General features: G+C 51.0%; 18 protein-coding genes. All 18 read left to right on the forward strand.

Annotation, left to right across the window (positions count from 1 at the left end; genetic code table 11):
- Positions 1-54 precede the first annotated feature (54 nt).
- The 18 genes from ACIHKT_RS03185 to guaA all read left to right on the forward strand — a co-directional run bounded on the left by ACIHKT_RS03185 (position 55) and on the right by guaA (position 23,765).
- Entirely contained in the window at positions 55-1,434 is a 1,380-nt protein-coding gene (locus tag ACIHKT_RS03185; RefSeq protein ID WP_274380228.1) for an RsmB/NOP family class I SAM-dependent RNA methyltransferase, read from the forward strand.
- 199 nt (positions 1,435-1,633) lie between these two features.
- Positions 1,634-2,704, forward strand: coding sequence for a branched-chain amino acid aminotransferase (locus ACIHKT_RS03190; protein WP_174403151.1), 1,071 nt, complete (start codon positions 1,634-1,636; stop codon positions 2,702-2,704).
- Positions 2,705-2,770: 66 nt separating this feature from the next.
- The gene (locus ACIHKT_RS03195; RefSeq protein WP_157658911.1) at positions 2,771-3,694 is read left to right on the forward strand and encodes an RluA family pseudouridine synthase; all 924 of its coding nucleotides are present in this window, start codon (positions 2,771-2,773) and stop codon (positions 3,692-3,694) included.
- A 54-nt stretch (positions 3,695-3,748) separates the two neighbouring features.
- Positions 3,749-4,561: a hypothetical protein gene (locus ACIHKT_RS03200; protein ID WP_174403152.1), complete on the forward strand. Its 813-nt coding sequence runs from the start codon at positions 3,749-3,751 to the stop codon at positions 4,559-4,561.
- A 37-nt stretch (positions 4,562-4,598) separates the two neighbouring features.
- Entirely contained in the window at positions 4,599-5,057 is a 459-nt protein-coding gene (locus tag ACIHKT_RS03205; RefSeq protein WP_086035512.1) for an S-ribosylhomocysteine lyase, read from the forward strand.
- 146 nt (positions 5,058-5,203) lie between these two features.
- Positions 5,204-6,766 (forward strand): peptidoglycan DD-metalloendopeptidase family protein, encoded by a 1,563-nt coding sequence (locus ACIHKT_RS03210; RefSeq protein WP_086035513.1) that lies wholly within the window; start codon positions 5,204-5,206, stop codon positions 6,764-6,766.
- Between the two features lie 380 nt (positions 6,767-7,146).
- The gene (locus ACIHKT_RS03215; RefSeq protein WP_174403153.1) at positions 7,147-8,433 is read left to right on the forward strand and encodes a UDP-N-acetylglucosamine 1-carboxyvinyltransferase; all 1,287 of its coding nucleotides are present in this window, start codon (positions 7,147-7,149) and stop codon (positions 8,431-8,433) included.
- Positions 8,434-8,525: 92 nt separating this feature from the next.
- Positions 8,526-9,317 (forward strand): MBL fold metallo-hydrolase, encoded by a 792-nt coding sequence (locus tag ACIHKT_RS03220; protein ID WP_086035515.1) that lies wholly within the window; start codon positions 8,526-8,528, stop codon positions 9,315-9,317.
- Positions 9,317-9,796, forward strand: coding sequence for a 23S rRNA (pseudouridine(1915)-N(3))-methyltransferase RlmH (locus tag ACIHKT_RS03225; protein ID WP_086035516.1), 480 nt, complete (start codon positions 9,317-9,319; stop codon positions 9,794-9,796). Before ACIHKT_RS03220 ends, ACIHKT_RS03225 begins: the two co-directional genes overlap by 1 nt.
- Positions 9,797-10,405: 609 nt before the next feature.
- Positions 10,406-11,239 (forward strand): diaminopimelate epimerase, encoded by an 834-nt coding sequence (gene dapF / locus ACIHKT_RS03230; RefSeq protein ID WP_086035517.1) that lies wholly within the window; start codon positions 10,406-10,408, stop codon positions 11,237-11,239.
- 51 nt (positions 11,240-11,290) lie between these two features.
- A complete protein-coding gene (locus ACIHKT_RS03235; RefSeq protein ID WP_086035518.1) occupies positions 11,291-12,502 on the forward strand; it encodes an LL-diaminopimelate aminotransferase in 1,212 nt (403 codons plus the stop codon).
- 163 nt (positions 12,503-12,665) lie between these two features.
- Complete coding sequence (locus ACIHKT_RS03240) at positions 12,666-13,751, forward strand: carbamoyl phosphate synthase small subunit (RefSeq protein WP_086036831.1); 1,086 nt, start codon at positions 12,666-12,668, stop codon at positions 13,749-13,751.
- Positions 13,748-16,966: a carbamoyl-phosphate synthase large subunit gene (carB, locus tag ACIHKT_RS03245; RefSeq protein WP_404352747.1), complete on the forward strand. Its 3,219-nt coding sequence runs from the start codon at positions 13,748-13,750 to the stop codon at positions 16,964-16,966. The genes ACIHKT_RS03240 and carB overlap by 4 nt, the downstream gene beginning before the upstream one ends.
- Positions 16,967-17,048: 82 nt before the next feature.
- Positions 17,049-17,753 (forward strand): phosphoribosylaminoimidazolesuccinocarboxamide synthase, encoded by a 705-nt coding sequence (gene purC, locus ACIHKT_RS03250; protein WP_174193305.1) that lies wholly within the window; start codon positions 17,049-17,051, stop codon positions 17,751-17,753.
- A 46-nt stretch (positions 17,754-17,799) separates the two neighbouring features.
- Positions 17,800-19,251 carry an amidophosphoribosyltransferase gene (purF, locus tag ACIHKT_RS03255; protein WP_086035521.1) on the forward strand — a complete coding sequence of 484 codons (1,452 nt, stop codon included), beginning with the start codon at positions 17,800-17,802 and terminating at the stop codon, positions 19,249-19,251.
- Between the two features lie 17 nt (positions 19,252-19,268).
- Complete coding sequence (gene purB / locus ACIHKT_RS03260) at positions 19,269-20,699, forward strand: adenylosuccinate lyase (protein WP_086035522.1); 1,431 nt, start codon at positions 19,269-19,271, stop codon at positions 20,697-20,699.
- Between the two features lie 164 nt (positions 20,700-20,863).
- Entirely contained in the window at positions 20,864-22,141 is a 1,278-nt protein-coding gene (locus ACIHKT_RS03265; protein WP_086035523.1) for an adenylosuccinate synthase, read from the forward strand.
- Between the two features lie 82 nt (positions 22,142-22,223).
- Positions 22,224-23,765 (forward strand): glutamine-hydrolyzing GMP synthase, encoded by a 1,542-nt coding sequence (guaA, locus tag ACIHKT_RS03270; RefSeq protein ID WP_086035524.1) that lies wholly within the window; start codon positions 22,224-22,226, stop codon positions 23,763-23,765.
- Positions 23,766-24,288: the final 523 nt, after the last annotated feature.

The raw sequence follows: 24,288 nt of genomic DNA on the forward strand, positions 1-24,288 counted from the left end.
TCACCTCCTTACAACGTGTAGTATGGTCTGTCCTGAAAAAAATATACGAAATGAGTGATAAAATTGCAGCTGCCTACCGCTTTTATACAGCGCATGAAGGAACAGTTAGGTACTGAAGCTGAGGAGTTTTTTCCCAAATATCAGTGCCCAGCACTGCGTGCCCTGCGGCGAAATCCGCTGAAGTGTTCTCAAAAAATTTTGGAAGAATCGTTGCCTTTTCCGCTTAGGCAGGCGCCGTTTTCACCGCTTTCTTATTATGTGCCAGCTGAGTTCCGGCCCGGCAGGGAACCGCTGCATCATGCCGGCGCTTTTTATATGCAGGAACCAAGCGCCGCGGCAGCCGTGACGGCACTCAATCCGCAGCCGGGGGAACGGGTGCTCGACCTGTGCGCGGCGCCCGGAGGGAAAAGCACCCAGATTGCCGGTCAGCTCAGCGGACAGGGCCTTTTGTGGAGCAACGAATTGGTGCGTGGGCGCGCAAAAATTTTGCTCTCCAATATGGAAAGAATCGGTGTGCCCAATGCAGTTGTCAGTTCGTGTCAACCGGAAACATTGTGCAGTGCCCTGCAGGAGTTTTTCGACCGTGTGCTGGTGGACGCTCCCTGCTCTGGGGAAGGTATGTTCCGGCGTGACGCGAAAGCTATGGAAGAATGGAGCCCAGAGCACGTTTCTGCCTGCGCGGTGCGGCAGAAAGCCATTTTGGAGAGCGCGCAAAAAGCGGTGCGGCCGGGCGGTGTTCTGACATATTCTACCTGTACTTTCTCTGAAGAGGAAAATGAGGGCGTTGTCACGGCGTTTTTGCAGCGGCACCCCGACTTTCACCTGGTTGATACCGGCCTGCAGGGCGGCCGCCCTGCTCTGCGCTTTGCGCGGCGCATTTATCCCATGGATGGCGGCGAAGGACATTTTGTTGCCGTCATGCGGCGGGACGGGAAAACACCCGATACGACCTTTTCAGCATCCGGGCAAGCTTTTTCCACGGCGGCGGAACAGCTTGCGGCATCCTTATACAAGGGAACGCGCCCTGGTGTGCCGGCGCAAGTCGGAGAACGGCTGTACCTGCTGCCGGAAGGTCTGCCGCCGCTGCAGGGACTTGGCGTTCTGCGTGCGGGTATTCTGCTGGGCGAGGCAAAGCCAGTGCATCGCAAAAACGCACCGCCGCGGCTGGAGCCGGCACACGCGGCTTTTTTGGCATCACGGCCGGAACAGCTGCGGCAGTGCCTGCAGCTTGTTCATGATGACCCACGCGTATTTGCTTTTTTGCGCGGTGAGGAAATAGAAGTGCCAGATACCTTCCGCGGCTATTGCGGCGTTTCCGTTGCAGGCGTCACCGTTGGGTTCGGAAAATGCAGCGGCGGACGCCTTAAAAATCATTATCCCAAAGGTTTGCGTATGCTGCCGGAAAGCGAAAACAGAGGAACAGACAGGGAATAGTGCGCCGTTTGTTCCGATGCGATGGCAGAAAGGAATTGCCCATTTATGCATTTTCTTGAAAAAAGGAAGCAAAAACTGTAACACGCTTTACATTTTTTTCTCCGCGTTTGTGTCATAATACCTAATGTGCTGAAAAGCTTGTCAGCAGCGTGCTGACGTGATAAAATAATAGGCAATCAATAGAAAGAGGGCTTTTTTTATGCAGGAGATCCGCTATGAACTGACAAAAACGCCAAAGAAGAAACCGGCCCCGGGCGACCCGCTGCCGTTTGGTTCTATTTTTACGGACCATATGTTTGTCATGGACTATACAGCCGGCACCGGCTGGCACGACCCACGAATTGTGCCTTACGCGCCGCTGCAGCTGGACCCCGCTGCGATTGTACTGCACTATGCGCAGGAGTCTTTTGAGGGCCTGAAGGCTTACCGTACACCGGATGGTTCCATTCAGCTGTTCCGTCCGGACCGCAACGCGGTACGTTTTAAATCCACCAACGAACGTATGGTTATGCCGGTTGTACCGGAAGAGGACTTCATCACGGCCGTTAAGGCACTGGTCAAGACAGAAAAAGACTGGGTTCCCAGCCAGCCGGGTGAATCCCTATACATTCGTCCTTTCTGCATTGCTACAGAAGCACACTTGGGCGTAAAGCCGTCCAATACTTATAAATTTATGGTTATCTGCTGCCCGGTGGCTGCCTATTATCCGACAGGCCTGAATCCGGTTAAGATTTATGTGGAGGACAAATATGTCCGTGCTACTCCCGGCGGAACAGGCTACATCAAGTGCGGCGGAAACTATGCGGCTTCTCTTATTTCCCAGGAGATTGCGGAATCCATAGGTTACAGCCAGACACTTTGGCTGGACGGTGTCGAGCGGAAGTACGTTGAAGAGGTTGGCTCTATGAACTGCTTCTTTAAGATTGACGGTACAATTTATACAGCGCCGACCATCGGCACGGTTCTGCCGGGAGTTACCCGTATGTCCTGCATTGACCTGCTGAAAAAATGGGGTTACAATGTTTCTGAGGAGCGTCTGCCGGTCGCTGACGTGATGAAGGCTTCCCGTGAAGGCAAGCTGGAGGAAGTTTTTGGCACAGGCACCGCAGCGGTTATTTCTCCGGTTGGAGTCCTGAAGTATAAGGATGAAGTTGCACAGATTAACAACGGTGAAATCGGTGAAGTGACACAGCGCCTGTATGATACCTTGACAGGCATTCAGTGGGGCCGTCTGCCGGACGATATGCACTGGACGACAAAAGTCTGCTGAGAAAACAACGAAAATAACGCAATGCCACTCTGCGTCTGCGGAGCGGCATTTTTTTGTGGAGGAAATATGCGTCAGTTATCTTTTACAGTACCGCCAAATTATGACGGCGTCAGTGTACGCGGCTTCCTGCGCGGGCCATGCGGCGTGTCGTCACGTCTGCTGGCACAATGCAAACGGGTGGAGCACGGCATTACCGCGGCGGGCCATCAAAAAATTGCTACGGACAAACTGCACGCCGGTGAAGTGATTACGCTGCGTCTGCCGCAGGAAAAAGAAAAGCTGGCGGTACATCCGAACGGCGCACCACCGCTTTCTGTTCTATATGAGGACGACTCCCTTATTGCGGCTGATAAGCCCGCCGGTATGATTATCTATGCACGCGCCGGTCAGCTGACCGGCACGCTGCGGGATATCACGCTGGATTATCTGCAAAAGAAAGGAGAAACACCGTCTTTTCATCCGCTGTATCGGCTGGACCGCGACACCACCGGTTTGGTTTTGCTGGCCAAAGACCGTTACACCGCCTGTTCGGTACCGCCAACCATACAGAAAACGTATTGGGCTGTGTGCGAAGGAATTCTTCACGGCAGCGGAACCATTTCGGCACCGATTGGTACAGCATCCGGCAGTAAAACGCGACAGCAGGTGATGCAGCAGGGACGTACGGCTGTCACGCATTGGCAGGCAGTGGGAAGCGCAAAGGAACATACATTGGTGCGCTGTGTGCTGGAAACCGGCCGTACACATCAAATTCGTGTGCATATGGCATACATAGGCCATCCGCTTGCCGGCGATGATTTTTACGGCGGCAGCCGAAAGTGGATTCCCCGTCAGGCGCTGCATTGCGGCAGCGCTCGCTTTCTTTCTCCTGCCGGCGGAGAAAAAACAGTAATCGCTCCTTTTCCAGCTGATTTCCGCGGCCTGCTGAAAGCACTTGACCTTTCCGCGGACGTGGCAAACCTGCAGGCATTTCTGCACAGTGGGATATAGTGGTATTCTTAGCTGGAATATGCTACAATGAACAGCGGCAAGGGAGGAATAACAATGCCTGCAGCGATTGTACAGTATCTGTTCGCGGAGCGCGAAGAAGCGGCTCTGGAAGCGTGTGGTCTGCCCGTACCTGATGAAAACAGTTTTCTTTGGGGTGCACAGGGAACGGCAGTTTTATCGGGTGAATCGAATTTGCAGGACTGCGCAAAAGCACTTCGTTCTCTGCCGCCGGAGCGGCGGCGCGCGCTGCTGTGCCAATATGCCGGCCAGCATTCGGAAGATACAGCAGTCTCCTGTGTATATGGCTTTTTGTGCGGCACAGAATTAGAAAGTGCGGCATCACCGTTTGTCCGCTGGGCCGCCGTACAGCTTTCCGGTACGGATTCCTCTCAGCCAACGGAAGTTTGGGAGAAGGAAGAGGAGTCCGCACTGGACACCATTTTGCTGCGGTATGAGCGTGGTATGCTGCCTACGGAGTTCCCGCTTGTGCGGACATTGCCAAAGTCGGAAACGGCTTGCCGGCAAACCGCACATCTGTGCGCATTTTTGCTGGAAAGTTTGACCGGACATGCGGACGGTCAAGACCTTTGTGAAGCGGCAGCCGCGGAATGTCGTCGGCGGTACCGAAAAATGACAGACCGCACAGGACTAAAACGCATTTTCTTCCAACATAAAGAGGGCAGAGGCCCACACGAAAAGTCCAGCTGTCTGCATAGCTTTATGGAGGACGGCGGCTTCGATTATGCCAATCTGCAGGGGGCCGACTGGGGCACACCGGCGTGTCCGGACCGCCGTACTTTTTTGCAGTTATACGGGGATACAGTAACGCAGGTACAAAAAACCATTTGTGCCTGCGTCCCGTCCTGATTTTATGATGTCAATCCGTTAGAAAGGAAATTTAAAAATGAAACGCATTGCCAGTTTTTGTGTCAATCATAATACCCTGACACCCGGAATTTATACTTCCCGCATTGACGGGGATATTACTACGTATGATATTCGGATGCGCACACCCAATCAGCCGCCTTTTCTGGAGCAGGGCAGTTTGCATACCATTGAGCATTTGTTCGCAACAGCGGCACGCAACAGCCGGTTTAAAAATCAGGTTATCTACTTCGGTCCGATGGGCTGCCGGACAGGATTTTACCTACTGGTACGGGATATGAAACCTGCGGACGTCATTGCGCTGATTACGGAAACGTTCCGCCAAATTGCGGACTGGAGCGGAGAAATTCCCGGCGCAAAAAAGGCGGAGTGCGGCAACTATTTAGAGCACAACCTTGCGGGGGCCAAAAAAGAAGCGGAAAACTTCCTTCCGGTTATCGATAATTGGAAAACGGCGGATTTGGCTTACCGTCCGTAAACCAGTCCCAGAGTTCGTCAGCAGAGTCGAGAACGGCGCTTTTTGTCGACAAAAAATAATTGCAAAATTGTAATCTCTGCCTTATAATAGGAGCAATGAATGCAAATACTCTATTCAACCATTAAAAAGTCAGAAAGGATAATTCTATGCAGCAAAACAATCCAAAACAGCAGACAAAACCTGTGCTGTCTGAGAATGACTCTTTTCCGCCAAAGGCAGAAAAAACAGCAAATAATGGGCTGAAGCATAAAGCACGGTTCCTGGTTCCGATTCTTGCTTTGTTTGTGGCAGCGGGTGCCGCTTATGCGGCGCACACAGCATGGGAAAAACCACGTACAGCTAGTGTTTCGCTGCACGGTGCGGGCCAGCAGTTTTCCCAGAACTTTGCATCGGTCCGTCCAGCACAGCAGTACCGTCTGCGCTTTGCGCTGACGGAGAGTTCTGCCGCAAATCGGGCAGCGGAACAATCCCTTTTGCTTAACATCAATAAACCGGTTGTCAAACAGCAGGCGGTTGGTGTCTATGTGGACAACACCTTCATCGGCGCGGTTCAGGACGGCAGCGAACTGCAGTCTATGCTGAACACATTTCTTTCCCGTGCAGAATCCAACACGGGGTGTACAACTGCTTCTATCCTCAACAAAATCCGGCTTGTGCCGGGACAATATGACAAATCGGTTATCGTTACGGAAAATGCCATGCAGGTTCTGCTTTCCGGCGAAAAAACGGCGAGCAAAACTTATACAGTGGAGAACGGCGATACCATTGATAAAATAGCGAAGAAAAGCGGCGTAACGGCGGCACGACTGGCCGCAGTCAATCCGGGTCTTAACGTGAAAAGTCTGCAGCCGGGCGACGTTATTTATCTGGAGCCGCAGAAAAAACTGCTTTCCATTCAAACTGTTGGCAGCAAAACGGAAACTTCCAGTATCGCCTATTCGAAACAGACAGTGCCTTCCGCTTCTTTGAATAAAGGACAGAGGGTTCTGAAAACAAAGGGCACAGCCGGAACGAAGGCAACAACGTATCAGGTAACGTATGTCAATGGTGTGGAAACAGCCCGCAAAATAATCAGCCAAAAGACCGTGCCCCCTGTCACGGAAGTGACAGAACAGGGGACCAAAGAGCAGCCTAAGGCGCAGACGGTGACAACCAGTGCGGTTGGTATGGCGACCGGCAGTTTTCTGTGGCCGGTGCCAACGCTGACAACAGTTACTTCCGGCTATAGCGCGCGGTGGGGCAGATTCCACTACGGACTGGATATTTCCGGTGAGAACGCAATGGGACAGCCAATTTACGCGGCTGATGGCGGCACCGTGCAGTTTTCGGGTGTCGACCCGGGCGGATTTGGCAACTACGTTGTTATTGACCATGGCAACGGCTACTGCAGCATTTACGGACACGCCTGCAAACTGCTGGTTTCTCAGGGCCAAAAGGTTGCACAGGGCCAGCTGATTGCAATGGTGGGAAGCACGGGACATTCCACCGGTGCGCATTGTCATTTTGAGGTGCATAAAAACGGCGAAAAAGTGAACCCAACAAACCTAGTCCATGCTGATGTGGCCAAAACGGTTTCCTATTTGGGAAATAAGCTTACAGCGGAACAGATTACGGCGATGGATAAAGCGGCACAGCAAACCGCCAAACTGACACTGGAAACTTATCAAAAAAGTATCAGCACAGCTGCAGCCACCGCCGCAAATCAGTAAAAATAACGACTTTTTTCACAAAACCTGTTTCCCATGAAAAAGAAACGGCACTCTGTCTGTTTTTTGCAGGCGGAGCGCTGTTTTTTCGTCTGTTCCTCCATGCTGTTTTCTGTTGACAAGCGCCATTCCTTGCGTTATTATCATAAAGGTATATTTACATAATTCTAAATTGAGAATGAATATAATGGATACGGCACAGAATTTGGCAGCTCTTTCGAAAAAATGCCCTGTGCATCGGTAGCCATACCATAGATAAAGCCCAGAGTGGTGAAAAATGGCACAGCTTTTTATTCAAGTTATTGTAGGTTTGCGTCATACTATGAACGGAAGCCATGCGGGCGTGATTGCAGAAAGATTATCATGGAATGGAGTGGCGGAACTTGGATAAGCTCTTAATTAATGGTGGAAAACGGCTGGAAGGCAAAGTGCGAATTAGTGGTGCAAAAAATGCTGCACTTGCGATTATTCCTGCCGTTCTTTTATGTGACGATGTTTGCAGAATTGAAAATGTTCCCAATATTACAGATGTGAACGCAATGATTCACATTTTACACGATATGGGTGTCAATATTCACTGGATTAATCGCTCTACGCTAATTATTGACCCGCGGTCGTTGTCCACTTATGTGGCACCGGATGAACTGGCACGGCAGATGCGCGGTTCTTATTACCTTTTGGGGGCACTTTTGGGCCGCTGCCACCATGCGGTTGTTTCCATGCCGGGCGGCTGCAACTTTGGTGTGCGCCCTATTGACCTGCATTTAAAGGGTTTTGCTGCTTTGGGGGCAAGCCATACAGTTGAGGGCGGCATGGTCAATGTTTCCGCGGCGAAGCTAGTTGGCAGCAGCATTTATTTGGATGTTGTTTCCGTCGGCGCAACCATCAATATTATGCTGGCTGCTGTGAAGGCAGACGGCATGACAGTGATTGAAAATGCGGCAAAAGAGCCGCATATTGTCGATCTTGCCAATTTCCTGAATTCCATGGGTGCGGATATCCGCGGCGCCGGTACGGACGTCATTAAGGTATACGGCGTTAAACACCTGCATGGTGTCACTTATCCCATTATTCCAGACCAGATTGAGGCGGGCACATACATGGTCGCGGGGGCAGCAACGCACGGTGATGTGACGGTCACCAGTGTCATCCCCAAACATTTGGAATCTATTATGGCGAAGCTTGAGGAAATGGGCTTAGAGATTACCGAATATGATGAGGCCGTACGGGTACGGTATACCGGGAAACTGGAAAAATGCAACATCAAGACCATGCCGCATCCCGGATTCCCAACGGATATGCAGCCGCAGATTACGGCACTGTTGTCTATCGCCAACGGCACCAGCATTGTCAACGAAAGCGTGTGGGACAACCGCTTCCGTTATGTTGAGGAACTCAAGCGTATGGGTGCGCAGATTTCTGTAAACGGCCGTTTGGCTGTGGTGGAGGGTGTGGACCACCTGACCGCTGCCCCAGTGAAGGCAACGGATCTGCGTGCTGGTGCAGCGATGATTATTGCTGCCCTTTCGGCAGAAGGTACTACAGAAATTGAACAGATTCGCAACATTGAGCGCGGCTATGAGAACATTGTGGAAAAGCTGCAGGAACTGGGTGCGGATATTCGCCGCGTCACTGTAAAGGACGGCGCGGCCGAGCAGGAAGCAGTATAAAACCATATAGCGGAAAATAAATAGACGGGGCGGGCGAAAAACAGCAGCGCAGTCCCGTCTTTTCTGCGTGGGATGGGGGACAGGCTTAGTTTATGGCAATTTTTTGTCCATTGTTTAGCGGCAGCAGCGGAAACAGCTATTACATAGGTTCTAAAACGGAAGGCATTTTGGTGGACGCCGGACGCAGCGCGAAACAAATCACGCTGAAGCTGGAAGCCTGCGGCATTTCGCAGAAGGCGGTACAGGCTATTTTTGTTACACATGAGCACACGGACCATGTGCAGGGCCTGCGGGTATTGGCGGGTCGACTGGGTGTACCGGTATATGCTTCTCCGGGAACGCTGCAGGCATTGGACCGGATGAAAATCCTCAATGGGAAATTTCCGTATCAAGTTATTGACCAGCAGGGTATGCAGTGCGCGGATATGTACATACAGCCTTTTCATACCTCACATGATTGCGCAGAAGGATACGGCTATTGTGTGGAAACAGCGGATGGCCGTCACGCTGCCTTTGCCACGGACCTCGGCTGTTTTTCAGAAGAGGTGCAGAAGAATATTACGGGCGCTGGGCTGGTCGTGTTGGAATCCAACCATGATGTGGGTATGCTGCAGAACGGCCCATATCCTTATCCGCTGAAACGGCGTATTTTGTCGAATCGTGGGCATCTTTCCAATGCGGCGTGTTCACAGGCCGTTACAGGGCTGGTGCACAGCGGCACGCAGCGTATTTTTCTGGCACACCTCAGCAAAGAAAATAATACGCCAGATTTGGCACACGCTACCAGTTTGTGTGCATTGACACAGATGGGCGCGCAGCAGGGCCGCGATTTCTTTTTAGAGGTTGCCCCACGGGAAAACCAGGGAAAGGTTACGGAATTTTAATGCAGAAAGTACAGATTGTCTGTGTTGGCGGACTGAAGGAAGCTTATTGGCGGCAGGCCTGCGCCGAATATGAAAAGCGTCTGCGTCCGTTTGCACAGTTCCGCATTGTCGAACTGTCAGAAAGCCGGCTTCCGGAAAATCCTTCACCGGCACAAATAGAGGCTGCCCTGCAAAAGGAAGGCAAACAAATTTTGGCTGCCTGCGGCAGCGGCGTTATCGTTCCTCTGTGTATTGAGGGAAAAGAAATGGATTCGCCATCTTTGGCAGCCTATCTGCAGAAGGCGGGTGTACGCGGGGCCGGCCGTATTTCCTTTGTTATAGGCAGCAGCTACGGCCTTGTGCAGGAAGTGAAGCAGGCCGGGCAGATGCGCCTATCTATGTCACCTATGACGTTCCCGCATCAGCTAACACGAGTCATGCTGTGTGAACAGATTTATCGCGCATATGAAATTTTGAATCACGGGAAATATCATAAATAAAAGGATAAGACGTCTCCAGGCACGCAATGGCTTGAAGACGTCTTGTCCTTTTATTTTCAATACAGCTCCTGCACAATCCCCAAAAAGGCAGGGTGTGGAAAAATGTAAACATTCCTCTGTCCTCTCCTTGGCAGAGGATGACCTGTTCGTTTGCTTTCTTCACAAAGCCAGGCAACTTTTTTCCATTGCTTAGTGTACCATAGCAAAACCGGAAATGCAATCGAAAATTCATAGAACGTCCATATTTATTGACTGTATTCATATATTTTTATAGCATTTCACCCTGCGGGCGGCGACAGGTACCGTGTGTTTTCCGAAGACTCCCTGTAAAATGCGTAGCATTGTGTAAAATCCTGCAAAATCAATTCAGCATCTTTCTAAAATACAGCAGTTTTTCAGACAAAATGAGGGAAAGGCACAGCCTGCGACAGCAGTCTGAATGGGCAGCCGAGCAACTTTCCCTGCAAAAATGATTGACAGCTTACACAAAATAGAATAGAATAGGGAAAGCAGTCAAACAGACAGAAATACGGATTTTTGCGGCAGGGAGGTGCAGTTTTCGGACAGCAGCCTTGCCGCATTCTTTATTTTTACAGCTGGAGGCAATACATGAAGTTTACAAAGATGCAGGGAATCGGTAATGATTATATCTATGTCAACTGTTTTGAGGAGCAGGTTACGGACCCGGGCAAATTGAGCATTCGCCTGAGTGACCGCCATTTTGGCATTGGCTCTGATGGTGTGATTTTGATTAAACCCAGCAAAACGGCTGACTGTGAAATGGATATGTATAATGCGGACGGCTCCCGCGGAAAAATGTGCGGCAATGGGATTCGGTGCGTTGGCAAATATGTTTACGACCGCGGCATCTGCCGAAAAAATCCGCTGCGGGTAGATACCCAAAGCGGCATTAAAACACTGTATCTGCAGGTGGAAAATGGTGCCGTTCAATCCGTGCGGGTGGACATGGGTGCACCCGTTTTGGAGCCGGAAAACATTCCGGTACAGCTGCCGGGCAGCCATGCCGTGAATGTGCCGTACTCTGTTGCGGGAAAAGAACAGCATATTACCTGCGTTTCCATGGGGAACCCGCATTGTGTCCTGTTTGTGCCGGATACGGACAGCCTGGATCTGGAGAAAATTGGGCCGAACTTTGAAAACGCGCCGATTTTTCCGGAACGTGTCAATACAGAGTTTATCCAGCTCATCAGCCGAACAGAAATCAAAATGCGTGTTTGGGAGCGCGGCTCCGGCGAAACACTGGCCTGCGGAACAGGCGCATGCGCTTCTGTTGTTGCCTGTGTCCTCAACGATAAAACAGAGCGCCGGGTTCGGCTGCATCTGCTGGGCGGCGACCTTGTGGTCACATGGGACGAAAAGACCGGTCATGTTTTTCTGGAAGGGCCTGCAGCGTTTGTCTTTGACGGAACAGTAGAAGTATAACAGCCTTATTTTGAATAATGTTTTTTATTTGCAGAAAGGGGAACTGAACGAATGGTAAAAGTGAACGAAAACTTTGCGAAACTGCCTGCAAATTACCTGTTTGTTGATATTGCCAAGAAAGTGGACGCTTATCAGAAAGAGAATCCGGGCCGCGAGATTCTGCGGCTCGGTATTGGTGACGTAACCCGTCCGCTGGTAAAGCCAGTTGTGGATGCCATGAAAAAGGCTGCCGACGAAATGGGGTACGCGGAAACATTCCGCGGCTATGGTCCGGAAGCCGGATATGGCTTTCTGCGGGAAACCATCGCGGCGCATGATTATCAGAATCTGGATATTTCTCCGGATGAGATTTTCATCAGCGACGGTGCCAAGAGTGACACCAGTTCCATCGGTGATATTTTTGGACTGGATAATATCGTTGCTGTCTGCGACCCGGTTTATCCGGTGTATGTGGACTCCAACGTAATGGCAAGCCGCGCGGGTGATTACAAGGAAGGCAGCGGGTGGAGCAAAATTGTATATATGCCCTGCATGGAGGAAAACTCTTTTCTGCCGACGTTTCCCAAAACGGTACCAGACATGATTTATCTGTGCTTTCCCAACAACCCCTCTGGTGTCAGCATTCCGAAGGAACAGCTGCAGGCATGGGTGGATTACGCCAACCTGCACGGTTCGGTTATCCTGTATGACGCCGCATACGAGGCATTTATTCAGACACCTGGTGTGCCGCACAGCATTTACGAGTGCCAGGGTGCCAAGACCTGTGCCATTGAGTTCCGCAGCTTTTCCAAAACCGCTGGCTTTACCGGCGTGCGCTGCGCATTTACTGTTGTGCCAAAGGCGCTGCAGTTTGGCGGCACTTCTCTGAACCAGATGTGGGCACGTCACCAGTCTACCAAAATGAATGGTGTTTCCTACCCTGTGCAGCGTGCCGCGGAAGCAGTCTACACAGAGGAAGGGCAGAAACTGGTCCGTGAGAATTTAGCGTATTATCACAAGAACGCAAAGATTATTCTGCAGGGACTGCAGCACGCCGGCTTTACCGTTTACGGCGGCGTAGATTCTCCCTATGTATGGATGAAAGTACCGGAAGGCCTGACCAGCTGGCAGTTCTTTGATGAACTGCTCAAACGCTGTGCTGTTGTTGGTACACCAGGTTCCGGATTTGGTACCCATGGTGAGGGCTATTTCCGCCTTACTTCCTTTAATACAACCGAAAATACAGAAAAGGCTGTTCAACGTATTGTGGAACAGTTCACATGAATCAATGAAAAAGCTCCCTCAGACCGCCTGACAGGTTTTGCCCGCGACTGAGGGAATCGTTCTGTCCGCGGTAAAGAACCTTTGCCTGCGGAAAAAGCTTGAGGATGTCTTCTGCGAAAATTGTTAAGCAGAATTGAATTTTATAGAAATGGCTGGTGATTTCATGAAAGGACTGCTGATGCTGGAAAATGGGGCGACCTTTGCCGGCACCGGTTTTGGCGATGAACACGATATCTTATGTGAAGTAGTGTTCAACAGCGCCATGTGCGGCTATCCGGAGCTGCTGACGGACCCCTCGTATGCGGGACAGGGAGTCGTCATGACGTATCCCATGATTGGCAATTATGGCATCTGCTATGAAGATGCAGAATCTGCAAAACCGTGGCTGCGGGCTTATATTGTCCGCTCCGTTTCCAATGTGGCAAGCAATTTCCGCTGCGACATTGACCTGAACAGCTATCTTACGGCACATCATGTGCCGGGCCTGCAGGGCATCGATACACGCGCGCTGACACGTATTCTGCGTGAAAGCGGCACCATGCGCGGCATGATTGCCTATGCCGACCGGCTGGAAGACATTGACCAGCAGGCAATGAAACAGAAGATTGCGGCTTATCGGCTGGAATCCTGTGTACCGCAGGTCAGTGTACGGGGAGGCAATGTGTACGGCGACGGTGCGGTGAAAGTTGCGCTGATGGACTATGGCGTTAAGAGCAACATCATTCGTTCCCTGGTGGCGCACGGCTGTACCGTGAAGTGTTTCCCGTGGGACGCTGCCTTCGAGCAGGTGATGGAGTGGAAGCCGGACGGCATCATGCTCAGCAACGGCCCGGGCGACCCCAAAGAGTGCAAAAAAGCGATTGCGGAATTAAAGAAAGTATATGCGGCGGATGTGCCGACCTTTGCCATTTGCCTGGGACATCAGCTGATGGCGCTGGCACAGGGCTTTGACACTTATAAGCTGAAGTATGGCCACCGTGGCATCAATCATCCGGTCAAGGACCTTGCGACCAACCGCGTTTATATTACGTCCCAAAACCATGGCTATGTTGTAGATGAAAAGACAGTGGACCCGGCAGTCGCCAGCATCAGCTTCGTCAGCATGAACGACGGCAGCATTGAGGGCCTGCGTTATAAGAATGGCCGGTGCTTCTCTGTGCAGTTCCACCCAGAAGCCTGCGGCGGCCCGCGTGATACGGCATTCTTGTTTGACCGTTTTATGAAAGTACTTGGAGGTGAGCGGCTTTGAGTAAACGTCCGGAAATTAAAAAAGTCATCATCATTGGGTCCGGCCCTATCGTGATTGGACAGGCGGCCGAATTTGACTATGCTGGCACACAGGCGTGCCGTGCCCTGCGGGAAGAGGGCGTGGAAGTCGTTCTAATTAACTCCAACCCTGCTACCATTATGACGGACAAGCAGATTGCCGATAAGGTCTATATTGAGCCGCTGACAACGGATACAGTCAAAAAAGTCATCATCAAAGAAAAGCCGGACAGCATTCTGCCGACACTCGGCGGACAGAATGCCCTGAACCTGGCAGTGGAACTGGAGGAGTCCGGCTTTCTGAAAGAGCACCATGTTGAGATGATTGGTACTAGTGCCAACACCATTCGTATGGCAGAAGATCGGGAACTGTTTAAAGAAGCCATGGAGCGCATTGACCAGCCCTGTGCGGACAGCGCGGTGGCGGAAGACTTGGACACCTGCTTTAAGATTGCTGACAAGATAGGCTATCCGGTTGTTGTCCGTCCGGCGTACACGCTGGGCGGTAGCGGCGGCGGTATCGCTGCCGACAAAAAAGAGCTGGAAGAAATCGCTACCCTTGGCCTGCAGCGCAGCCGCGTGCATCAGGTACTGATTGAACGCAGCATTGCCGGTTGGAAAGAAATCGAATACGAAGTTATGCGTGACCATAACGGCAACTGCATCACTGTGTGCAACATGGAAAACCTGGACCCGGTCGGTGTGCATACCGGCGACTCCATTGTGGTGGCACCCTGTCAAACACTGGAAGATAAAGAAACACAAATGCTGCGCACAGCGGCTTTGGATATTATCACGGAATTGGGCGTAGAGGGCGGCTGTAATGTACAGTTTGCATTAAATCCAGACAGTTTTGAGTATAGCGTCATTGAAGTCAATCCACGTGTCAGCCGTTCCTCTGCTTTGGCAAGTAAAGCAACCGGCTACCCGATTGCAAAGGTGGCCAGCAAGATTGCACTGGGCTATACGCTGGATGAAGTTAAGAACGCCATTACCAAAAAGACGTACGCCTGCTTTGAGCCGACACTGGACTACTGTGTCGTTAAGATTCCAAAGTGGCCGTTTGATAAATTTATCGGTGCCCACCATACGCTGGGTACACAGATGCAGGCAACCGGCGAAGTGATGGGGATTGCCCCTAACTTTGAGATGGCACTGATGAAGGCTGTACGCTGCCTGGAGCAGAATCTTTACAGCCTGCGGGACCCATCACTGGCCAAGCTTTCTGATGAAGAAATCGTCAAGCGCCTGCACAATATTGACGACCGCCGTCTGTGGGTTTGTGCGGAAGCACTGCGCCGCCATGTACCCGTTCAGCAGATTCATGACATTACCAAAATTGACCTGTGGTTTATCGGCAAACTGCAGGCAATCGTCGAAACAGAAAATGACCTGCAGGCACAGCCGTTAACACAGGAACTGCTGCTGCACGCCAAAAACTTCGGTTTCCTGGACAGCACCATCAGTGAGCTTTGCGGAAAATCCGTGGAAGAAATCCGCAAGCTGGAGGACGACTGGAAGATTCATCCGGTTTATAAAATGGTCGATACCTGCGCGGCAGAGTTTGATGCCGAAACGCCATATTATTACTCCTGCTACGGCACGCAGAATGAATCCAGTCCCCGTTCTGACCGTAAGAAGATTATGGTCATTGGTTCCGGCCCTATCCGTATTGGACAGGGCATTGAGTTTGATTTCTGCTCGGTGCACAGCGTTTGGGCACTGCGTGACCTCGGCTATGAAACCATCATTGTCAACAATAATCCTGAAACGGTTTCCACTGACTTTGATATTGCAGACAAACTGTACTTTGAGCCGCTGACAGAAGAGGACGTCCTGCATATTGTACAACTGGAAAAGCCGGACGGCGCAGTGTGCCAGTTCGGCGGCCAGACGGCCATTAAGCTGGCAGCGTCCATTGAGCAGATGGGTGTTCCGGTGCTGGGCACTTCCAGTGACAGCATTGACCTTGCGGAGGACCGTGAACGCTTTGATGAGATTCTGAATGCCTGCCAGATTCCGCGTGCGGCAGGCCGTACCGTCTTTACCTGTGAAGAAGCTATTGCTGCGGCCCATGAACTGGGTTATCCAGTTTTGGTGCGCCCCTCCTATGTGCTGGGCGGACAGGGCATGCAGATTGCCTATACGGACCAGGATATTATCAATCAGATTGGCATTATCAATCGTATCGCACAGGAGCACCCCATCTTGGTGGATAAGTACCTGATGGGTACTGAAGTAGAAGTAGATGCAGTTTGTGACGGTACCGATTCGGTCATTCCCGGCATTATGCAGCATGTGGAACGTGCCGGCATTCATTCCGGCGACAGTATCTCGGTGTATCCTCCGATTAGCCTAAGCGAAGAGGCGCAGGAAACCATTGTTTCCTACACCCGCCAGCTGGCAAAAGCACTGCATGTAAAGGGCCTGCTCAATGTGCAGTTCATTGTCAAGGATGATCTTGTGTACATTATTGAGGCAAATCCGCGTTCTTCCCGTACGGTGCCGTACATCAGCAAGGTAACAGGTATTCCGATTGTCCCGCTGGCAGTCCATACTTTCTTCGGAAAGACGCTGCCGGAAATGGGGTATCGGTATGGTCTGCAGCGTCCGCACGATTATGTCGCTGTTAAAATGCCGGTGTTCTCCTTTGAAAAAATCCGTGAGGCGGAAATTAACCTCGGACCGGAGATGAAGTCGACCGGTGAAGTGCTGGGCATTGCCCGCACATTTGACGAGGCGCTGATTAAGGCATTTTACGGTGCAGGTGTACACCTCATTCAGAACGGCCGTGTCATCATCACCGTGAAGAACAGCGACAAGCCGGAAGTGCTGCCGATTGCCAAGGGCCTATATGACCTCGGCTGGACCATTTATGCTACGGCCGGTACGTCTGATTACCTGAACGACCACGACATTCCGACTATCCGTGTGTGTAAAATTGGGCAGGGAGAACGGGATACGCTTTCGCTGGTCACTTCCGGCAAAGCGGACCTCATTATCAATACACCCACTACAACCGCACAGCACAGCCGTGACGGTTTTACCATTCGGCGTGCCGCGGTGGAGTGCGGTGTTACCTGCCTGACTTCTCTGGATACGGCCAACGCATTCCTTACCTGCGCACGTCATGTGCAGACCACTCAGCTGAGTGTTGTGGATATTACCAGTGTCAACAGATTCCTGAATTTTGTCTGAACGGAACTCATTCCGTCAGACATTTCCCTTCGCCTTCCCGTAAATTTTATATAGATTTTCAAGCATAACGGAGGTATTTTTCATGGAAAAGACAGAACAGCTGTACGAAGGCAAAGCCAAAAAAGTTTTCGCTACGGATGACCTGGATTACTGCATCGTTTCTTACAAGGATGACGCAACCGCATTCAATGGCAAGAAAAAGGGAACCATCACTGGCAAGGGCGTTGTCAATAATAAGATGAGCAACTATATGTTCAAAATGTTGGAGAAACATGGCATCCTAACACATTATGTCAAGGAACTCAGCGACCGCGATACACTGGTGAAAAAAGTGCAGATTGTTCCGCTGGAAGTTATCATTCGCAATGTGGCAGCCGGCTCTTTCTCCAAGCGCCTTGGCGTGCCAGAAGGCAGCGTACTGAAGTGCCCAGTTCTGGAGTTCTGCTATAAGTCCGATGCTCTGGATGACCCAATGGTCAACGATTCCCATGTTCTGGCTATGGGCTGGGCAACCGAAGCAGAAGTGAACACCATTAAGGAAATGGCACTGCGTATCAATGAACTGATGAAGAAGTTCTTCCTGAGCGTCAACATTGACCTTATCGACTTTAAGCTGGAATTCGGCCGCTACAAGGGCCAGATTATTCTGGCGGACGAAATCAGCCCGGATACCTGCCGTTTCTGGGACGTTAAAACACATGAGAAGCTGGACAAGGACCGCTTCCGCCGCAACCTTGGCGGTGTGGAAGAAGCTTATGCCGAAGTTATGAAGCGCATTGGCCTGTAAAGCAGGGAGCACCTGCTTTGCTGACCTGACAAGGAGGGGAACCTTTTTGCTCAATGAATTTGCGTACGAACAGAAACCACATGAAGAGTGCGGCGTCTTTGGCATTTGCAGTCCGGACGCCTCCGTAAACGTCGCTTACGCTTCTTACAATGGTCTGCTGGCACAGCAGCACCGTGGACAGGAAAGCTGCGGCATTGTCACCAACGACCGCGGGGTTTTTTCTTCTTCCAAAAGCATGGGGCTGGTAACGGAGGCGTTTGACCAGCAGGTATTGGACAGCCTGCTGGGGCAAATGGCCTGTGCCCATGTACGTTATTCTACAGCCGGTGCCAGTGTGCGTGAAAACGCACAGCCGCTTGTTATGCGCTATATAAAGGGGACGATTGCCATTGCGCACAACGGCAACCTGACCAACGCCTACGAACTGCACGAAGAGCTGATACAGAAAGGCTGCATCTTCCAAACAACAATCGACACAGAAGCGATTGCTTATATCATTGCACAACAGCGCGTCACATCTTCTTCCATAGAAGAAGCAGTAATACGTACACTGCCGTACCTGCGGGGTTCCTATTCGCTGGTTGTTATGAGCCCGCAGAAGCTGATTGCCGCACGTGACCCCAACGGCTTCCGCCCACTGGTCATTGGCCGGATAGGGGAGAGGACCTACGTTTTCGCCTCTGAAACCTGCGCATTGGACGCCTGCGGCGCGACTTTTGTGCGGGACGTTGAGCCAGGTGAAGTTGTTATGGCGGACCGGGACGGTTTGCACGTTGTGCAGAAACCGACGGGACGGCACAAATCCCTGTGTGTATTTGAGTACATTTACTTTGCACGGCCGGACAGCGTCATTGATGGTATCAATGTCTATGAAGCGCGCAAGCGTGCGGGCTGTCTGCTGTGGAAGCAGAAACCTGTGGATGCTGATGTAGTCATCGGTGTGCCGGAATCCGGTATTGATGCGGCGATTGGCTATGCGGAAGCCAGCGGAATTCCTTACCAGAAGGGCATTGTTAAGAATTCTTACATTGGCCGTACGTTCATTAAACCAACACAGGGAGAGCGTGAAAAGAGTGTTCGGCTGAAACTGAACCTGATTCCACACGCCTTCCGTGGCAAGCGTGTGGTGTTGTTGGATGACTCCATTGTGCGCGGGACAACCTGTGCACGTTTGGTCAGTGTCCTGCGGGACGCGGGTGCCAAAGAAGTACATCTGCGCATCAGCTCGCCGCCGTTCCGGTGGCCCTGCTATTACGGCACGGATATTCCGGACAAGGACTGCCTGATTGCCTGCCAGCATACAGTTGAGGAAATTGGCAAAATGAGCGGTGCTGACTCGATTGACTACCTGCGTGTGGAAAATCTTGCGCCTATGCTTGGTGTAGAGGGCGGCTTCTGTGACGCCTGCTTCACCGGACATTACCCCGCGCCAATACCGAATGTTTCCGTTGCGGATAAAATGTATGATTATACCAAGCCTATCCAGCGGGTAAAGTAAAAGGAGGAACTCTGCACTTGAAAGATACGTATGAATCGCCGCTTTCTGCGCGGTATGCGGACAAGGAAATGAAATATCTGTTTTCCCCGGACAAAAAATTCCGTACTTGGCGGCGGCTGTGGATTGCGCTGGCTGAGTCGGAAAAAGAACTGGGCCTTTCCATTACGCAGGAGCAGATCGATGAAATGAAAGCGCACCGGGACGATATTAACTATGACGTTGCGGAAGCCCGTGAAAAAGAAGTCCGTCACGACGTTATGAGCCATGTTTATGCGTTTGGCGTACAGTGCCCAAAGGCAGAGCCTATTATCCACCTCGGTGCCACTTCCTGCTATGTTGGCGATAATACTGATATTATTATTATGACGGAAGCATTGCAGCTGGTTGAAAAGAAGATTGTCAGCGTGCTGCGGGTGCTGGCGAAGTTTGCTGAAAAGGAAAAGGACCAACCGACACTGGCATTTACGCATTTTCAGCCGGCCCAGCCAACTACAGTCGGCAAACGCGCTACACTGTGGATGCAGGACCTTCTGATGGACTTGGAAGATGTGCGCTACCAGCTGAGTAAGGCAAAGCTGCTGGGCAGCAAGGGAACCACCGGTACACAGGCAAGCTTTCTCGAGCTGTTTGACGGGGACCATAAGAAGGTAAAAGCGGTGGACTGCAAGATTGCGGAAAAGATGGGCTTCTCCGGTGTTTTCCCGGTTTCTGGTCAGACCTACTCCCGCAAACTGGACAGTCAGGTGCTGAATGTCCTTTCTGGTGTTGCCCAAAGCGCGGCGAAGTTCAGCAATGACATTCGCCTGCTGCAGCATTTGAAAGAGGTGGAAGAGCCGTTCGAGAAAAAGCAGATTGGCTCTTCTGCGATGGCCTATAAACGCAATCCTATGCGCAGTGAACGTATTGCGTCCCTTGCCCGCTATGTCATTGCCGATGCACTGAATCCGGCTATGACGGCTTCCACACAGTGGTTTGAACGTACATTGGACGATTCCGCAAACAAGCGAATTTCTGTGCCGGAAGCATTCCTGGCAGTGGACGGTATCTTGAACCTGTACCGCAATGTTGCGGACGGTCTGGTCGTATATCCAAAGGTGATTATGCAGCATTTGCAGCGAGAACTGCCCTTTATGGCAACAGAAAATATCATGATGGACGCTGTCAAGCGCGGCGGCGACCGTCAGCAGCTGCATGAGCATATTCGGCAGCATTCCATGGCGGCCAGCAAGGTTGTCAAGGAAGAGGGCGGGGAAAACGACCTTCTGCAGCGCATTGCGGATGACCCGATTTTTGGTGTCACACTGGAGCAGCTACAGGAAGTGGTGAAACCCGAAAAGTATGTGGGGTGTGCACCGCAGCAGACAGAAGAATTTTTGAAGGAAACCGTGGCGCCGGTGCTGGCACAGTATGCGGAGTTTCCGGACGATGCGGTGGCCATAACGGTTTAATGGTTTACGAAAGATGATTTATGTGGTAGAATAAATTCTGTTCTGCTTCGTTAAATAAGCCGTGGACGGAGCAGTGACAGAGGCCGGATCCCTGTGTTCAGGAAAAGGACCATACTGTTACTTGTCAAGTGGCTGCAGCGGCGCAGCTGGATAGGAGTACTCTTATGGTAAAAGCTATTGTTGGCGCAAACTGGGGCGATGAGGGCAAAGGAAAAATCACCGATGTGGAAGCAGAGAAAGCAGATCTTGTTGTCCGCTTTCAGGGTGGCTGCAATGCGGGTCATACGATTGTTAACCAGTATGGAAAATTCGCACTGCATCAGCTGCCTTCCGGTGTCTTTTATGACCACGTCACCAATGTTATCGGCAATGGCGTAGCGCTCAGTCCGGAAAAACTGGTACAGGAAATTGCCGGTTTGGAGTCCCGCGGTGTGCCAAAACCGCACGTGGTCGTTTCTGACCGCGCGCAGGTTGTCATGCCGTATCATATTCAGCAGGACACCTTTGAAGAGGCGCGTCTGGCGGGAAAGTCTTTTGGCTCTACCAAAAGCGGCATTGCGCCTTTCTATTCGGATAAATATGCGAAAATTGGTTTTCAGGTAGCGGAACTTTTTGACGATGAAGCCAGCATTCGTGAAAAGATTGACCATGTGCTGTCGATTAAGAATGTCCTTTTCCGTGAGCTGTATCATCAGCCGGAACTGAAAGCGGACGATGTTTATAATCAGCTGATGCAGTACAGAGAAATGCTGGAGCCTTATGTGGCGGATACATTCTCACTGCTGCATGAGGCGCTGCAGGGTGGAAAGACCATTCTGCTGGAAGGCCAGCTTGGCTCTTTGAAGGACCCGGATTGGGGCATTTACCCCATGGTTACCTCCAGCTCCACGCTGGCGGGCTATGGTGCGGTTGGCGCCGGTTTGCCGCCGTATGCCATTCAGGATATCATCACGGTTGTAAAGGCATACTCCAGCGCGGTTGGCGCCGGCGAGTTTGTCAGTGAAGTCTTTGGCGATGAAGCAGACGAGCTGCGTCACCGCGGCGGTGACGGCGGAGAGTTCGGTGCAACAACTGGCCGTCCGCGCCGTATGGGCTGGCTGGACCTTGTGGCTACCCGTTATGGCTGCCGTGCGCAGGGCGCCACACAAGTTGCCTTTACCGTGCTGGACGTGCTGGGATATCTGGACGAAATCCCGGTGTGTGTTGCCTATGACCTGAACGGCAAGCGTATTGAATCCTTCCCGCCGACACCACTGCTGAAACACTGTAAGCCGATTTACGAAAAGCTGCCCGGCTGGAAGTGTGACATCCGTGGTATTAAGAAGTATGAGGACCTGCCGGAAAATTGCCGCAAGTATATCGAGTTTGCGGAAAAAGCGGTCGGTGTGCCTTTTAAGATGATTTCCAACGGTCCCAGCCGCGATGACATTATCTACCGCTAAATTTTATAAAATCGAAGCGTCAGCACAGGGCAGAACCGGGTGCTGACGCCCTTTTATTTCAAAAGAGAAAGGGGCTATCAGGATGGTAAAGAATGAGGCCGTACTGGTGCTGGATTTTGGTGGCCAGTACTGCCAGCTCATTGCACGCCGTGTGCGTGAATGTAAAGTTTACTGTGAAATTAAAAGTTATAAGACACCTGTTACCGAACTTGCTAAAAAGCATTATAAAGGGATTATTTTAACTGGCGGACCAAAGTCCGTGTATGATGAAAAATCCCCGCACTGTGACAAAGCGCTTTTCGAAATGGGCGTTCCGGTATTGGGTATTTGCTATGGTGCTCAGTTAATGGCTTATACTTTAAACGGTAAAGTCAGCAGCAGCGAAGTGCGTGAATATGGAAAAACGCCGTTTCAGGTTAAAAATCTGCAGAGCCCGCTGATGCAGGAAGTGCCGGAAACTTCGGTTTGTTGGATGAGTCACACAGACCACATCAGCGAGGTGCCGGAAGGCTTTGAGACCATCGCTTCCACAAAGACCTGCCCGATTGCGGCCATGGAAAATCGTTCAGAAAAACTGTATGCTGTGCAGTTCCATCCGGAAGTGGAGCATACTGAATATGGTCAGCAGATTCTGCGCAATTTTCTGTTTCAGGTATGCGATTGCAGCGGGGACTGGATTATGTCTTCCTTTATTGAGCAGACTGTTGCAGATATTCGTGAGAAGGTCGGCAGCAAGAAAGTGCTCTGTGCGCTTTCCGGCGGCGTAGACAGTTCCGTTGCGGCGGTACTGATGCATAAAGCAATCGGCAAAAACTTAACCTGTATTTTTGTGGACCATGGTATGCTGCGCAAAGATGAGGGTGACCAGGTGGAAACTGTTTTCCGGAAACAGTTTGATATGAACCTGATTCGTGTCAATGCCGGCCCGCAGTTTTTAGAGAAACTGAAGGGCGTAACGGACCCAGAAAAGAAACGCAAAATTATTGGTGAGGGTTTTATCCGTACCTTTGAGATGGAATCCCGTAAATTGGGAAAGATTGAGTTTCTCTGTCAGGGCACCATTTATCCGGACGTTGTTGAAAGCGGCACCGGGGATGCGGCGGTTATCAAAAGCCACCACAATGTCGGCGGTCTGCCGAAAGATATTGGCTTTGAAGGCATTATTGAGCCGCTGCGGAACTTGTTTAAGGATGAAGTACGGGAAGTCGGCACACAGCTGGGCATTCCGGAAAACTTAGTCTGGCGGCAGCCGTTCCCGGGCCCAGGACTCGGCATTCGTATTCTCGGGGAAATCACCGCTGAAAAAATTGCAGTTCTGCAGGAAGCGGATGCTATTTTCCGTGAAGAGGTAGCGAAAGCGGGGCTGTCTAAAAAAATTAGCCAGTATTTTGCAGTGCTTACTAATATGCGCAGTGTTGGCGTTATGGGTGACGGACGTACGTATGATTATACGATTGCACTGCGCGGTGTTACGACCAGCGATTTTATGACTGCGGACTGGGCACGTATTCCATATCCTGTGCTGGAGCGTACCTCCGACCGTATTATCAATGAAGTAAAAGGCATTAACCGGGTGGTTTATGACATTACCAGTAAACCTCCGGCCACAATCGAGTGGGAATAACAAAACGAAACCCCAAAAGCCTTGTTCTTTCTAGGCTTTTGGGGTTCTTTTTTGTTTGTGAGTGCATTTTGAGTACACTTAATAGCAAATTACAACTTAACAGTGGTGCCATGATGTATCAAGATAAACAGATGCTTCTTTTTCAAACTCCCATTTTTCTAATAAAGTTTTAATAGATTTATCATGATTGCAGCGGAACTTTCAAAAATGCTTAATGTACCAGAAAGCCATGCATATAAAATTATTTGGAGCATGAATACTGAAATTAGAAAAGCAGGTTGCAACGGTATTGCTGTTCAGCTTTGCCATTAAAAAAGTCCAGTATAGCTGTCAATTGGAAAAAGAGTGGGTTTTACTGATTCTGTTTGTTAGACTAATCTTATTTGTTATGGTCAATCTTGTACGTAGCAATTTGGAAAAGCAATTGTTTTCACAGACGGATATTTTAAGCCGGTTTGCTTTTCTTGTACTACTTTGCCTTATCTTTTATATCATCCAAAGCATACGCCATTGACGCAATTAT

The sequence above is a fragment of the Caproicibacterium sp. XB2 genome (genome assembly GCF_044880635.1).
GTDB lineage: Bacteria > Bacillota > Clostridia > Oscillospirales > Acutalibacteraceae > Caproicibacterium > Caproicibacterium lactatifermentans.

Excerpts from the sequence above, each read along its gene's own strand:
- ACIHKT_RS03235 (WP_086035518.1), top strand. The coding sequence starts at position 11,291 with ATGGTAAAAGTGAACGAAAACTTTGCGAAACTGCCTGCAAATTACCTG.
- ACIHKT_RS03240 (WP_086036831.1), top strand. The coding sequence starts at position 12,666 with ATGAAAGGACTGCTGATGCTGGAAAATGGGGCGACCTTTGCCGGCACC.
- ACIHKT_RS03200 (WP_174403152.1), top strand. The coding sequence starts at position 3,749 with ATGCCTGCAGCGATTGTACAGTATCTGTTCGCGGAGCGCGAAGAAGCG.
- purC (WP_174193305.1), top strand. The coding sequence starts at position 17,049 with ATGGAAAAGACAGAACAGCTGTACGAAGGCAAAGCCAAAAAAGTTTTC.
- ACIHKT_RS03190 (WP_174403151.1), top strand. The coding sequence starts at position 1,634 with ATGCAGGAGATCCGCTATGAACTGACAAAAACGCCAAAGAAGAAACCG.
- ACIHKT_RS03265 (WP_086035523.1), top strand. The coding sequence starts at position 20,864 with ATGGTAAAAGCTATTGTTGGCGCAAACTGGGGCGATGAGGGCAAAGGA.
- ACIHKT_RS03220 (WP_086035515.1), top strand. The coding sequence starts at position 8,526 with ATGGCAATTTTTTGTCCATTGTTTAGCGGCAGCAGCGGAAACAGCTAT.
- ACIHKT_RS03210 (WP_086035513.1), top strand. The coding sequence starts at position 5,204 with ATGCAGCAAAACAATCCAAAACAGCAGACAAAACCTGTGCTGTCTGAG.
- ACIHKT_RS03205 (WP_086035512.1), top strand. The coding sequence starts at position 4,599 with ATGAAACGCATTGCCAGTTTTTGTGTCAATCATAATACCCTGACACCC.
- guaA (WP_086035524.1), top strand. The coding sequence starts at position 22,224 with ATGGTAAAGAATGAGGCCGTACTGGTGCTGGATTTTGGTGGCCAGTAC.
- ACIHKT_RS03195 (WP_157658911.1), top strand. The coding sequence starts at position 2,771 with ATGCGTCAGTTATCTTTTACAGTACCGCCAAATTATGACGGCGTCAGT.
- dapF (WP_086035517.1), top strand. The coding sequence starts at position 10,406 with ATGAAGTTTACAAAGATGCAGGGAATCGGTAATGATTATATCTATGTC.
- ACIHKT_RS03225 (WP_086035516.1), top strand. The coding sequence starts at position 9,317 with ATGCAGAAAGTACAGATTGTCTGTGTTGGCGGACTGAAGGAAGCTTAT.